This window comes from Advenella mimigardefordensis DPN7, from assembly GCF_000521505.1.
GTDB classification, from domain to species: domain Bacteria; phylum Pseudomonadota; class Gammaproteobacteria; order Burkholderiales; family Burkholderiaceae_B; genus Advenella; species Advenella mimigardefordensis.
In genome coordinates, this window is the sequence record NZ_CP003915.1 from 4,543,499 (window position 1) to 4,557,681 (window position 14,183).

Annotated in this window: 14 protein-coding genes; all 14 read right to left on the reverse strand. The window is 55.1% G+C overall.

Annotated elements, in window-relative coordinates; genetic code table 11:
* Positions 1 to 110 precede the first annotated feature (110 nt).
* Positions 111 to 1,520 (reverse strand): FAD-binding oxidoreductase, encoded by a 1,410-nt coding sequence (locus MIM_RS20835; protein WP_025374693.1) that lies wholly within the window; start codon positions 1,518 to 1,520, stop codon positions 111 to 113.
* 198 nt (positions 1,521 to 1,718) lie between these two features.
* The gene (locus MIM_RS20840; protein ID WP_025374694.1) at positions 1,719 to 3,503 is read right to left on the reverse strand and encodes an IlvD/Edd family dehydratase; all 1,785 of its coding nucleotides are present in this window, start codon (positions 3,501 to 3,503) and stop codon (positions 1,719 to 1,721) included.
* A 33-nt stretch (positions 3,504 to 3,536) separates the two neighbouring features.
* On the reverse strand, positions 3,537 to 4,556 hold the full coding sequence (locus tag MIM_RS20845; RefSeq protein WP_144084708.1) for a TRAP transporter substrate-binding protein: 1,020 nt from the start codon (positions 4,554 to 4,556) through the stop codon (positions 3,537 to 3,539).
* 34 nt (positions 4,557 to 4,590) lie between these two features.
* Entirely contained in the window at positions 4,591 to 5,871 is a 1,281-nt protein-coding gene (locus tag MIM_RS20850; protein ID WP_025374696.1) for a TRAP transporter large permease subunit, read from the reverse strand.
* A gap of 19 nt (positions 5,872 to 5,890) precedes the next feature.
* Positions 5,891 to 6,448 carry a TRAP transporter small permease gene (locus MIM_RS20855; protein ID WP_025374697.1) on the reverse strand — a complete coding sequence of 186 codons (558 nt, stop codon included), beginning with the start codon at positions 6,446 to 6,448 and terminating at the stop codon, positions 5,891 to 5,893.
* A gap of 113 nt (positions 6,449 to 6,561) precedes the next feature.
* Positions 6,562 to 7,314, reverse strand: a complete 753-nt coding sequence (locus tag MIM_RS20860) for an SDR family NAD(P)-dependent oxidoreductase (RefSeq protein WP_025374698.1) — start codon at positions 7,312 to 7,314, stop codon at positions 6,562 to 6,564.
* A gap of 19 nt (positions 7,315 to 7,333) precedes the next feature.
* Positions 7,334 to 8,407 (reverse strand): Ldh family oxidoreductase, encoded by a 1,074-nt coding sequence (locus MIM_RS20865; RefSeq protein WP_025374699.1) that lies wholly within the window; start codon positions 8,405 to 8,407, stop codon positions 7,334 to 7,336.
* Positions 8,404 to 9,936, reverse strand: a complete 1,533-nt coding sequence (locus MIM_RS20870; RefSeq protein WP_025374700.1) for a tripartite tricarboxylate transporter permease — start codon at positions 9,934 to 9,936, stop codon at positions 8,404 to 8,406. Before MIM_RS20870 ends, MIM_RS20865 begins: the two co-directional genes overlap by 4 nt.
* Before the next feature lie 10 nt (positions 9,937 to 9,946).
* Entirely contained in the window at positions 9,947 to 10,414 is a 468-nt protein-coding gene (locus MIM_RS20875; protein ID WP_025374701.1) for a tripartite tricarboxylate transporter TctB family protein, read from the reverse strand.
* 77 nt (positions 10,415 to 10,491) lie between these two features.
* A complete protein-coding gene (locus MIM_RS20880) occupies positions 10,492 to 11,460 on the reverse strand; it encodes a Bug family tripartite tricarboxylate transporter substrate binding protein (protein ID WP_025374702.1) in 969 nt (322 codons plus the stop codon).
* 238 nt (positions 11,461 to 11,698) lie between these two features.
* On the reverse strand, positions 11,699 to 12,544 hold the full coding sequence (locus tag MIM_RS20885) for a fumarylacetoacetate hydrolase family protein (RefSeq protein ID WP_025374703.1): 846 nt from the start codon (positions 12,542 to 12,544) through the stop codon (positions 11,699 to 11,701).
* A complete protein-coding gene (locus MIM_RS20890; RefSeq protein ID WP_025374704.1) occupies positions 12,541 to 13,287 on the reverse strand; it encodes a FadR/GntR family transcriptional regulator in 747 nt (248 codons plus the stop codon). The genes MIM_RS20885 and MIM_RS20890 overlap by 4 nt, the downstream gene beginning before the upstream one ends.
* A 164-nt stretch (positions 13,288 to 13,451) precedes the next feature.
* A complete protein-coding gene (locus tag MIM_RS20895; protein WP_025374705.1) occupies positions 13,452 to 13,847 on the reverse strand; it encodes a type II toxin-antitoxin system RelE/ParE family toxin in 396 nt (131 codons plus the stop codon).
* 9 nt (positions 13,848 to 13,856) lie between these two features.
* Positions 13,857 to 14,156: a type II toxin-antitoxin system Phd/YefM family antitoxin gene (locus MIM_RS20900; RefSeq protein WP_025374706.1), complete on the reverse strand. Its 300-nt coding sequence runs from the start codon at positions 14,154 to 14,156 to the stop codon at positions 13,857 to 13,859.
* Positions 14,157 to 14,183: the final 27 nt, after the last annotated feature.

The following is a 14,183-nucleotide window of genomic DNA, read 5'->3' on the forward strand; positions in this document are numbered from 1 at the left end:
CTGACCCCCCGCCGCAGGGACGCACGACATAAGCGATAGCAGGCAGTAAGAAGCGGGAGCGGTGACAGCAGCCAGGTGACGGTCAACCGCGCAATCCGTTCAATGGTACGTTATGCATCCCAGGAAACCAGTTTACCCGGATTGAAGATATTATTCGGATCATAAGCATGCTTGATCAACCGCATCAATTGCAGCGCATCCTCACCATGTTCTTCTTTCAGGAATTCCATTTTGTGAATGCCCACGCCGTGCTCACCCGAGCAGGTGCCGTCCATGCGAATCGCACGCGATACCAGCCGGCGATTGATGTTTTCAGACATATCCCATTCCTCACGGCTGTCAGGGTCAATCAGCATCTGCACGTGGAAATTGCCATCGCCCACGTGTCCGACGATAGTGTACGGAAAGGGCATGCTTTCAAGTTCCTGGGCTGTTTCGCTCACGCACTCGGCCAGTCGCGAAATCGGCACGCATACATCGGTGGCGACCGAGCGTGAACCGGGACGCAATTGCAGGCCGGAATAATGTGAATTATGGCGCGCTGTCCAAAGGCGCTTGCGGTCTTCGGGCTTGTCAGCCCATTCGAAGTCCATTCCGCCATTATCTTTGGCAATTTCCTGCACGATCTCGGCCTGTTCACGTACACCGGTTTCGCTGCCATGGAATTCGAACAGCAACAGGGGCGTTTCCTTGAGCGTGAGCTTGCTGTAGGCATTCACGGCCCTCACTGCCCGCGTATCCATGAACTCGACCCTGGCAATGGCTACGCCCGACTGCATGATTTCAATCACCGACTGCACCGCCGACTCCAGGGTGGGGAAATTGCAGATGGCTGCCGTGACCGCTTCAGGTTGCGGATAGACACGCACGGTCACTTCAACAATGATACCCAGCGTACCCTCGCTGCCAACAAACAGACGCGTCAGGTCGTAGCCCGATGAAGACTTGCGGGCGCGGCTGCTGGTACGAATCACCTTGCCTTCGGCCGTGACCACTTTCATGGACACCACGTTCTCGCGCATGGTGCCGTAGCGTACGGCGTTGGTGCCCGAGGCGCGCGTGCTGGTCATGCCGCCAATGGATGCATGTGCGCCGGGGTCTATCGGAAAAAACAGACCGGTGTGCCGGATTTCGTCATTAAGCTGGGTACGGATCACGCCGGGCTGCACCGTCACGGTGAAGTCTTCTGCGTTGATGGCCAGCACCTTGTTCATCTCGGTAAAGTCCAGTGTGATACCGCCCTCGATGGGCAACACATGGCCTTCCAGCGATGAACCAATACCAAACGGCACGACGGGTACTTTATACTGATTGCAGATTTTAACGGCATCCACCACTTCGTCGGTGTCACGCGGAAAAATAACGGCTTCGGGCGGGCACACCGGGTACGGAGACTCGTCGGTACCGTGGTGTTCACGCACCGCCATCGAAGTAATAAAACGGTCGCCGAAGCGATCCCTGAAAGCAGCAATGGCTGCTTCGGGAAGGGAACGAATGGCTTTCTGGTCCAGAACTGTCATAGTATGCTCACTGCCTTGCTGTTGACTATGTTGTATTGTGTGACCTCTGGGTCACGCTATTGAATACGCTATTAAATTTCAATGGCTTTCCCGAATGACTTGCGGGGGTCATTAACAGTGACGGTCAGGTGACGGTCATTATCGAATCGCTATTGCATCTGCTCATATGACAAACGCGAATAGCGACGATAAATAATATTAATGATTATCGCGTGATTCGCCGCGCGTCTGGATGATATCCACATACGCTGTTGCGGATTCCAGGCATGCACCATCGCCCTGCTGACCCACCATACCGCGGTAGATTTCTTCCCACGGCGTCATGTTCAGCAGCTCCGGTTTCACCCAGGCTGCACGTCGTGCCTCCAGTTCTTCATCGGCAATCAATACATCCACCCGACAGGTATTCAGGTCGACCCGTACGGTATCGCCGGTACGCAGCAAGGCCAGCCCGCCCCCTACCACCGATTCAGGCGAAACGTTCAGAATGGATGGACTGGCGGAGGTACCGCTCTGGCGGCCGTCACCCATGGTTGGCAGCGTATCAATGCCCTTGTTAAGCAGATACGCAGGCGGCTGCATATTGACCACTTCTGCGCCCCCCGGATAGCCTACCGGACCGCTGTTGCGAATCACCAGAATGGATTTTTCATCAATGCCCAATGCCGGATCTTCAATACGATCGTGATAATCCTCAGGCCCTTCGAAAACAAATGCTTTCAGATCCATCACGTTAGGGTGCGCCGGATCGGACAGGAAGCGGGCGCGGAATTTTTCATCGATCACGCTGGTTTTGATGACCGCGTTGTCAAACAGATTACCGGTCAGCACAACGTAACCAGCCGCCTCTTTAAGCGGTGTCGCGTAAGCGCGAATCACCTCACGATCCGGGGCGGGGACGGCGGCCAGATTTTCAGCCAGCGTCTTGCCGGTTACAGTCATGGCGGCGCCGTTCACTTTGCCGGCATCCAGCAGCTCTTTCATCACTGCCGGAACGCCTCCGGCACGGTGGAACGCTTCCCCAAGAAAGCGCCCTGCCGGCTGACAGTCTACCAGTAACGGAATATCCGGTCCCAGACGCTGCCAGTCTGCCAGCGTGTGATCCACACCCATATGACGGGCAATGGCCACCATATGAATCGGACAGTTGGATGATCCGCCCAGTGCTGCGGCGGCAACCACAGCGTTCTCAAACGCAGCCTGGGTCATGATATCGGATGGACGCAGATTTTCCCGGACCATATCAACAATGCGACGGCCGGTTTCGTAGGCCATCCAGCCGCGCTCGCGATAGGGTCCTGGAATGGCCGCGCAGCCTGGCAATGACATGCCGAGGGCTTCAGCCAGGGAGTTCATGGACAACGCCGTGCCCATGGTATTGCAGTGACCCACCGACGGCGCGGAGGAAGCCACATTATTCATGAATTCGTCATAGCCGATTTCACCGGCGGACAGACGCTTGCGGGCATCCCACACAACCGTGCCGGAACCCGCCAGCTTGCCTTTCCACCAACCGTCGAGCATAGGGCCGCCCGACAGTACGATGGCAGGAATATTGACCGTGGCCGCTGCCATCAGGCATGCCGGCGTGGTTTTGTCGCAGCCGGTAGTGAGCACGACACCATCCAGTGGATAGCCGTGCAGGATTTCAACCAGGCCCAGATACGCCAGGTTGCGATCCAGGGCTGCGGTCGGTCGCTTGCCGGTTTCCTGAATAGGGTGTACCGGAAACTCCAGCGGAATGCCCCCCATATCACGAATGCCATCGCGCACCCGGGTTGCCAGATCCATATGGTGACGATTGCAGGGCGACAGATCGGAACCCGTTTGGGCAATGCCGATAATCGGCTTGCCCGACTGTAACTCCTCCCTGGTAATACCGTAATTCATATAGCGTTCGATATACAGGGCAGTCATGCCTGGGTTGGCCGGATTATCAAACCACCGGCGGCTGCGCAAAGGCTTTTTTTCTGACGTAGACATAACGGGTTCCTTCTATTTCAAATGTAATAATACTCAGGCACCGGAAGCCTTTTTGGCTGCGTCCAGAACACCTTCAACGGTTTCCTTGCCGATCTTCGCTTTCAGGCTTTCCACAATGGGGGCCACTTTTTCACGAATTTTCTCTCTTTCTTCGGTTGAAAACTCGGCAACTTTAACGTTGTGCTCTTTCAGATATTTAAGTGCATCTTCGTTGCCCTGACGGCTGGCTTTACGCTGAAATGCCTGGCTGTCAGCCGCGGCCTGTGTGATCACGTCTTTTTCATCCTGAGACAACTGATCAAACCATTTTTTGGAGGCAAGGAATACAAACGGCGTATAAACGTGGTTCGAGAGTGTCAGGTAAGGCTGCACTTCATAGAATTTACTGGTCTGGATGGTGGACAGCGGATTTTCCTGACCATCTACGGTTTTGGTTTCCAGCGCAGTGAACAGTTCCGTAAACGGCATTGGAATCGCATTGGCACCCAGTCCCTTGAATACGCTCAGGGCAACCTGATTCTGCATCACACGCAGTTTAATGCCGCCAATATCATCCAGTTTGGAGATTTCATGACGGGAGTTGGTGATATTGCGGAAGCCATTTTCCCAGTAGTTCAAACCAATCAGGCCCTTGGCCGGCAGTTTATCCAGCAGTTTCTTGCCTTCAGGACCGTCCAGTACCGTGTCTGCGACTTTTTCATTGTCGAACAGGAAGGGCAGGTCAAATACACCGAACTCAGGAATCAGGCTGGCAATCGGTGCGGTAGACACGAATGTGATTTCTCCGGAGCCGCTGATCAGGGAATTGATCAACTGTTCATCAGGTCCCAGGGCGCCATTGCCGAAAGTCTTGACTTTCATTTTGCCGTCGCTCAGTTTGCTGACCACTTCGGCAAAGTGTGCCGATGCCTTGCCGGTCGGGCTGTCATCGGCCAGACCGTAGCCAAAGCGGATAATGCGCGGCTTGATGTCCTTGGCCCATACGGCCGCCGAACCCATGCCCAGCAGCGCGACGGCTGTCAGGCTTGCAACTGTCTTTTTCAATCGTTTCATGTTTATCTCTCCAGGATATAGGTATAGTTGCAGATCAATAGAACCAGTTCATCGGTACCGTGACAATCTGCGGGAAAATCACAAGCAACAGAATCAGCAGGGTGTAGGCGGCCACGTAAGGCCAGACCCCCTTGATGATGTCTTCCATGCGAATGCGGGCAACACCGCAGACCACATTCAGCACGGTTCCTACCGGTGGTGTCAGCAGGCCGGCGCAACCGACCATGATGAAGATCACCCCGAAGTACGTCGGATCAATACCGGCTTCCTTGATGACCGGCATCAGCACCGGCGCCAGGATCAGAATCGTTGGCGTCAGGTCCATGGCCGTGCCCACCAGCGTGAGCAAGATCACCAGCACAATCATCAGCAGCGTAGGCGAGTCTACCAACGGCCCCAGCAGGGAGATCAGTTCCTTGGGCAAATCGGCCAGGGTGATCATATAAGAAGTGACCAGTGCGGCTGCGACCAGGAACATCACCACACTGGTGGTGGTCGCGGCATTAACCAGCAATTTCATCAAGTGACCTGGCTTGATTTCGCGATAGATCACCATGCCCACGAACAGCGCATAAACCGCCGCCACTGCGGCCGCCTCGGTCGGCGTGAAAATACCGAAACGCAGACCGCCGATGATGATGACAGGCAACACCAATGCCCAGCCCGATTCACGCAATGCCTTCATCCTGACAGGCCAGGGTTCCTTGGGAAAAGGCTTGAAGCTGGTTGAGCGGCGTGCGACAAACGTCCATACCATGACCAGAGTTAGGCCCATCAGCAATCCCGGTACAATACCGGCCATGAACAGCTTGGTAACCGAGATATTGGTCGCCACACCGAAAATAATAAACGAAATGGAAGGCGGAATGATGGGTGCAATAATGCCACCGGCTGCAATCAGGCCGCAAGACTGTTTCAGATCATAGCCGCGATTGCGCAGCATGGGCACCAGCATGGCGGCCAGGGCTGCCGAATCGGCCACGGCCGAACCCGAGAGTGCGGCCAGCAACACACTTGCCATAATCGCAACATAGCCCAGCCCGCCATGCACGTGACCCACCAGCGTACTGGCCAGGGCCACCATGCGGCGCGACATGCCGCCGGCATTCATGGCTTCGCCAGCCAGCATGAACAAAGGAACAGCCATAAGGGAGAAATTGTCGGCGCCGGCCAGCATATTCTGCGCCAGGATCTGCACATCAAAGAAGTCCAGATAGAACATCAGGCCGATGGCCGACAGCAGCAGCGCAAATGCGATTGGCATGCCAAATGCCATAAAGCCGAGCAGTACGGAAAGAAAGATGGTTACGGTCATATTGGTTTCCTGTTACTCGTTATTCCATATCTTCGACGCTGTCGACTGCGGTTCTGAAACGGTGCTGATAGCTGCGATCCGCCGGCGTCATAATGGCGATCGCGATATCGCCTATGGCCAGCACAAACATCGCTATCGCACTGAACCACACCATGCCGCTGAACAGGGCCTGCGACCAGCCCGTGACCGGCAGCGCCGTGTTGGCGCCAATCACCATTTGATCCCAGCCGCCCTGCATCAGCAGCCAGAGTATCCACATGATGACGAGCTGGCGCAGGATATGAATGATTTTCTGCGCCATGATCGGCAGGCGGTCCAGCAGCATGTTTACACCCAGATGCTGCTTGGTGCGAAACGCGATGACTGTACCCAGGAAAATCAGCCAGACAAAGGACATCCGGGCGACTTCCTCGGAAATGGTAATACCCGAGTTAAAGCCGTACCTGAGCACAACGTTGCCGAACACCAGCAACAGCATCACCAACACGCAAAGCCCCAATACATAGGTCAGGGCTTTTTCGGCTGTCCTGGTGATTGCTGCTACCGATTGGAAAACAGGGCTTTCCAGTATCGTCATTAATATCTCCTTTATTACAAATGCCATAACGCTTCTGGCGGCATGGATCATTTTTCTGCGTTGTGCCCCATGTATGGAACACCATCGCATGAATGTGTGACGCTATGGTGTCGTCAATAGGTTGCCCGTCCACCAGACAGATCAAATACCGCACCAGTGCTGAATGCACATTCTTCAGACGCCAGCCAGCAAATCATGGAGGCCGCCTCATCCACGGCAAGGAACCGCTTCATGGGGATTTTGGACAACATATAATCAATATGTTCCTGTGACATTGAATCGAAGATTTCAGTCCTGGCCGCTGCAGGCGTAATGGCATTCACCAGAATATTGCGCTCGGCCAGTTCTTTGCCCAACGATTTGGTCAGCCCGATCAGGCCGGCTTTGGAAGCACTGTAATGCGATGCATTCGGATTGCCTTCTTTGCCGGCAATTGAAGCGATATTCACAATGCGACCGTAGCCGTTTTTCAGCATGGCGGGTACCAGCACACGGCAGGTATAGTAAGGTGCCATCAGGTTGGTCTGTACCACCTGTTGCCATACGGCCGGGTCCAGTTCCCAGGTCACGGCATTGCCACCGGTAATGCCGGCGTTGTTCACCAGAATATCAACCTTGCCATGCTGCTGCACCGTATCTTCGGCGGCTTTTTCTACCGCAGCCAGATCGGTCAGGTCCAGCGCATGTGCCGTTACCTTGCCCAGTGCCTCCAGTTGCTGGCGCGATTGCTCAAGCCTGGCCGCATCCAGATCCCACAGCGCAACCGAGGCGCCAGACTCCAGCATGCGCTTTGCGGCGGCCAGGCCAATACCGCGTGCGCCGCCGGTAATGACGGCAACGCGGTTCTGTAAACTGTTCTGACTCATTGTCTATCCTTGTTGTAGATTAAAGTGTGGCTGGCATGCTGATGCCATAGTTTTGTGCAGATTCCCGCAACAGTGGCGTAATAGAGGGATGCAGAAGAACGCCGTTTTGCTTCTGCTGTTCATACAATGCCAGGCCGCGGTCGCCAGGCATGCGTACATTGTCAAAACCTTCGCGAGGCGGATTGTTGCGGCAGGCATCGGCGATCCAGTCCATCTGGCGCAGGAACGCGTCTTCGCCCCCGAAAGCGGCGGGGTCATACAGGCTCACAAACACGGTTGCACCCCAGCCCTGGACGTTGTCGGCTCTGCCGTAGCCAGCCAGGCCGCCGGTCAGCGCTTCGATCAGCAGTGCCAGACCGAAACCCTTGTGCCCTACCGACAGGCCGCCCAGTGGCAGGATGGTGCCTGGCGGGTCTTGCGACAGTACGGCAGGATCACGCGTTGGTTTGCCGGTGCTGTCAATCAGCCATTCTTCGTCGAATTGCTTGCCGGCCTTGGCCAGACGACCACTCATACCGTTGGTGGTGATCGACGCTGAAATATCAACCAGAAAGGGCGACGCTGACGGTATGCCAATTGCAATTGGATTCGGGGTGAAAACGGCGCGGGTACCGCCAAACGGCGCCACACTCTGGCCCGAGGGGTCAGAACAGCTCAGCACAATCAGCATCTTTTCCCGAACTGCCCGCAACAGATAACTGGCCAGGCAGGCGATGTGATGGCTTTGACGAATGACAGCAGTAGCGGTGCCATATTGGCGTGCGCGCGGCAGCAGCATATCAATGGCCTGATTTACCAGCCACGGTCCCGGCAGACGCTGCCCGTTCAGCAGCAGTGATGCGCCTTTATCGGACAGCACCTCGGCGCTGCCCTGCTTGCTCATCTTGCCTTGTTCAATCTGCTGCAGGTAGGGGTTGAGCAGTGCCAGCCCGTGCGTGGTGTGGCCCAGCAGATCGCCATCGAGCAGCACCTCGGCCACATTGCGTGCAATCTCATCCGAGACGCCGGCTGCAACCAGCAGCGCCTGTGCAAATTCGCGCAATGCGTCGGCATCATAGCGTTCGCCAGCCTGTTGTTGTAACGTGTGGTTCATGTCGTGATTCCAGGTTTAGTCACCGGGTCTTCATTACCACCGGCGGGTGGCTTGGATTTACCGAAGAACAGTTTGATAAGAGGAATAGCCCAGATCAGAATGGCCACCACGCCCAGCACGGCAGCAATAGGCCGGCTGAAGAACATGGCGAAGTCGCCGTCAGCCTTGATCATGGATGAAATAAAGTTCTCTTCAAGCATGCCGCCCAGCACCACGCCCAGCACGGCCGGCGCAATTGGAAATTCGTTTTCTTCCATGACATAGGCCAGCAGACCCATCAGCATCATAATGATGACGTCGAACGGGCTATTGTTGATCGCAAACGTGCCCACAATACTGAACAGCAGGATGATCGGCATTAACAGAGAACGCGGTACCTGCAGCACGTTTCGGGCAATTTTGACCAGCGCATAGCCCAGTGGCAGCATCATGATATTGGCAATAATGAACACCAGAAAAATGGAGTACATTTCAACTGCATTAGTGGTAAAAATCATCGGGCCCGGTGTGAGATTTTTCATATACAGCACCCCCACCACAATCGCAGTAATGGAGTCACCCGGAATACCGAAGACCAGTGCAGGAATCCAGGCACCTGCCAGTGCGGAATTGTTTGAGGCGCCCGCTTCGACAATCCCTTCAACGTGCCCGGTGCCGAATTTTTCCGGTTCTTTGGAAAACTTCTTGCTAATGCCGTAGGACATCCAGGCCGCAATATCGGCGCCCGCGCCAGGCAATGCACCAACAATCGTCCCCAGCACGCTGCCACGCAAAATGGATGCAGGATATTTTTTGGTCAGCTTCCACATACCGGTAAAAATATTACCGATCTGTGCCTTGACCTCGCCCAGGTTGTCCTGTGAATTGACCGCGTAACGCAACACCTCGGCAATGGCGAACATACCCACCATCATCGGCAGCAATGTCACCCCATTCATCAGGTCTTCATTACCGAAGGTAAAGCGCGGATAGGCAGCCGGGTTATTCATGCCCACACAAGCGAGCAGCAGGCCGATCAAAAGAGAGACAAACCCTTTGAGCTGACTGGCTGGCGAGATAACAATCGCGCAGGACAAACCAAGCACGACCAGCCAGAAAAATTCGTAGGAGGAAAAATTCAGCGCAAAGTTGGCCAGCATGGGCGCGCAGGTAATCAGTACAATCGTGCCGAACAGCCCACCCACAAACGAGAACACAATGCTGGCACCCAGCGCCTGGTCTGCCAGACCCTTGCGCGTCATATTGTAGGCTTCGTCGGTGTAGGCCGCCGAGGACGGCGTACCCGGGATCCTTAGCAAACACCCGGGTACATCGCCGGACGTAATGGCCATGGCGGTGGAGGTAACCATCATGGCAATAGCAGGAACGGCGTCCATGAAAAAGGTTACGGGCACCAGCAGGGCCACGGCCATGGTGGCGCTCAGTCCCGGAATGGCGCCCACAAACAGACCGAAAATCGCCGCTACCAGAATCACGCCCAGCACAAACGGGTCGGTCACCTGACCCAATGCAGCAGTAAGATTGCTCATAAACATAGGGTCACCATGCGAAGCTTTCCAGCAATCCCCAGGGTAGCGGGACTTGCAGGATGTTGTAGAAAGCGAAGTGGATCACCAGCACGCTGATCACGGTCAGAATCAGGCTTCGTACGGGTTTGACACCGAAGACCAGAAACGTGACCATCAGGATAATGCCGGATGAAATAAAGAAGCCGAGCCACTCTGCCGTCAGAAAATAGAAAATCAGCGTCGCGGGAATCATGCAGAAGCGCAGGAAAGTGACCGTATTGATGCCGGGCCAGGCCAGCCATGGCTGATCACCGCGGCGGCGCCAGCTTTGCACGACCAGGCATACTGCACAGATGAACATTCCGATAGCAATCAGACGAGGAAACAATCCCGAGCCGAACTCCTGGCCGGGAGTGGGCGGGAACGACTGCGCCATCGCAAAAATGATAATGGCAAAAATGCCGATGATAATGCCGGAGAGGGTATCACTGATCTTCATGGGAGTTTTCCACTGGTTCGGCAGTACGGCCCGGTACGCGCAAGACGCAAGGGGCCGACCACCCGGTTCGTATCAGTTTATTTGGCCATCCCGATGGCTTTGAGAACTTCACCAAAATCCGCCGTGGACTTGGCCATGTATTCGCCGTAATCCTTGCTGTTGGCATAGGCAACACCGAAACCGCGTTTGGACATGAAGTCACGGAATTCTGCGCTTTCATTAACCTTCTTGAGCGCAGCTTCCAGCTTGGCGGTGACATCATCAGGCATGCCTTTGGGGCCGGCGATACCACGCCACACACCCACGGTCCAGTCATTGCCAGTGGTTTCTTTCAGAGTGGGTACATCCGGGTACATGGGTGAACGCTCTTTGGACATGATGGCCAGCGGCTTGGCCTTGCCAGCATCGATCATAGAGCGTGCTTCCGGCAGAGAGGTGGGCACAATCGCAATACCACCGGCAACCAGTTCAAGCATGGCTGGTGCAGAGCCGTTGGAAGGAACGAATGGTACCGCGTTGGGTGGCAGGCCAGCCTTATTGACCAGGCCGGCAATGGCGATATGCCAGATACCGCCCTGCCCGGTGCCGGAAGCTTTGAGCTTGCCGGGATTCGCCTTGATCGCGTCCATCAGGCTTTTCATATCTTTGTATTCAGAGGTCGCGCTGACCGTGACACCGGCAGGATCCTCATTCATCAGGGCCAGTGGCGTATAGTCGGCAGGCGTTATCGTGGTCAGACCCAAATGCTTCATGGTGGCAATTTCCACTGTGAGCATGCCCAGCGTGTAACCATCCGGCTTGGCTTTGGCGATGGCCATGTGTCCCACAACACCATTGCCGCCAGTACGATTGACCACATTGACCGGATTGTCCAGTTCTTTTTCAAGCAGGGCCGCGATCATGCGGGCCGTGGCGTCGGTGCCGCCACCTGCACCCCAGGGCACGATCATGGTGATGGGGCGCTCCGGATAGGCAGCGTGAGCCAAGCCTGCGCCCATAGCCAGCGTCAACCCCAGCAATCCTTTCAGCATATTGCGTTTGTTCATGTCTGTCTCCGTTTACAGGCAGCGCCGGCGCAGCCGGGCTCCTGAGATTTGATGTCCGTGCATACCGATAGCATGACGGCCTGTTCTCTTCTTTTATGTACCGCTATCACTGCCGTCTGACATCACAACCATCATATTCAGGCAGTCAAACGCCAGACTTTCCTGCAACCTGAATATCACCATCGACATTCAGGCTCAAAACGCGTGGCGCCTCCTTCGCGCCACGCCCGTACCAACCTTAGGCCTGCACCACTTTCTGAGTCTGCTCTCCCAGGCCTTCGATACCCAGACGCATGGTCTGGCCGGCCTTCAGGTAAACCGGCTCAGGTTTGACACCCATGCCCACACCAGGAGGCGTACCAGTGGAGATCACATCGCCAGGCTGCAAGCTCATGAAATTGCTCAGATACGAAACGATAGTGGCCACATCAAAAATCATCTTGGCAGTCGTACCGTCCTGGTAGCGTTTGCCGTCCACTTCCAGCCACAGGTTCAGCGCCTGTGGATCAGCCACTTCATCTGCCGTCACCAGCCATGGGCCGATAGGACCGAAGGTATCGCAACCCTTGCCCTTGTCCCATGTACCACCGCGCTCAATCTGATATTCTCGCTCGGATACGTCATTGATCACGCAGTAGCCGGCCACATATGACAGCGCGTCTTCCTTGCTGACGTAACGCGCTTCCTTGCCAATGACCACGCCCAGTTCCACTTCCCAGTCAGTTTTTTTCGAGCCACGGGGAATGGCTACGTCGTCATTCGGACCGACGATGGCGCTGGTCCATTTATTGAATACGACGGGTTCAGAAGGCTCTGGCAGACCGGATTCAGCCGCATGATCAGAATAGTTAAGACCGATGCAGACAAACTTGCCGATGTTGCCAACGCAAGGGCCAATACGCGGGTTGCCTTCGACAACCGGCAGGCTCGTGATATCCAGATCACGCAACCGCGCCAGGGCGCTTTCTGTGATGGTGCTGCCGTTAATATCGCTGATAACGCCGGACAGATCACGGATACGGCCGTCGCTATCGACGATGCCGGGTTTTTCCTGCTTACTTTCCCCATAACGAATGAGTTTCATACTGACTCCTGTTGGTTTGTGTGTGCCGGTGTCGCTGCGCCGGCTTGCTGATAGTCGTTGTAGTGTTTCTGCACATGATCAAGGTGCCGATACATGGCCTCGGAAGCCTTGGTCGGATTGCGTTCGGCCAGGGCCTGCACAATATGCTCATGGTCATCAAAGGTTGACTGCAGGATCGAGGGTATGACGGTTGTGATCGTACGGCTCTTGCGGCTGAGCAGGCTGATGCTTTGTGCCACTCTCTGCAGGTAGACGTTGCCACAGGCATTAATGATGGTCTGGTGCAGCTCGATATCCAGCCGGCGAATACCCTCGTGGTCATTCTGTTTCAGCGCTGCGCGCGCCTCTTCAACATTGACCCGCAGGCGTTCGATTTCCTGCTCGGTCAGGCGCTCACAGGCCAGACGCGTAATGCCGCCCTCAATAATTTTGCGCGCATCAAACAACTCGTTGATCTGGTCAAAATGCAGGTCAATCAGCAAACTGAGTGGTTCGATCAGATCTTCCACATTCAGTGAACTGATGAAATTGCCTTCGCCCTGCTGGATCTTCACCAGCCCCAGCAGCGACAGGCCGCGAATGGCCTCCCTTACGGCAGGCCTGCCCACATCGAACAATACCGCCAGCTCCCGCTCTGGCGGCAGTTGCTGGCCGGCAACCAATTGCCCCTTGCGGATCATATCGATCAACCGCTGGGCAACCAGTTCCGACACAGAGCGGGATTTGATGGCTTCGAACTTCACTTGTCTCTTTTCGCTTATCGCTTTTTTCTATTATGGCGGGGTCGTTGGTTTGAAATAAACCGCTTAAACGGCGCATTTCAAGATTCGCGTTTAATGGTAAGACCACTGAAGATGTCTGGCAACTATCGGAAACCCTAGATCGAATAAAAAAGCCGCCCCGGTGTTCAGGACGGCCAGTGACTGGTGAGGTTGAAGGAGAGTTGGCGGTGGTGTCGGATGGAAAGCAGATATATAACCGTATCGATTTTCGCATACAGTAGCAAATAGTTCTCAAGCACATACTCACGCAACTGATCACCTTCATTGGCAATGGAATTAAACTGCGCGTTCAGGTTTTCAATACCATTAGACACTTCGACTGAATGTGCCGGTCTGGCGAGGAAAACGCGACCCATATGAGGAAAGCGCTCGAGATTCGGAATGACGGTGTCTGACAATTCATTTAGAAGCGCATCAAATGCCGTGTATGCTTCAGTGTCCCACAGAAAGGCCTCAATGCGGTCGAGATCGCGTTCGAAATGGGCTGTCAGCCTGACGGTATAACGGACAGCTTCAGCCATATGCACCGATCAGCCCGCCGCTCCGGCACGACGGCGTTTGATGGCGGCCAGAGTAGGCTGAGCATCTTTCACGTTGCCGGCAGCCACATCCTCCAGCCCTTTGCTGGCACCATCAATAAGCAGCAAATGAATGCGCTCGCGCTCCAGTTGATGATAGTAATCCAGCCTCTGGGCATCAATGATAGCAACGTAGCTTTCGCCATTTTTAGTAATAATTTTCTCGGCGCCCGCTTTGACCTGATCAGCCAGCTCAGACAGGTTTGCCCTGGCCTGAGATAGAGAGATGACATCGCTGGAAGTGATTCCCATGGTATTGCTCCCGTTATACACCGATTT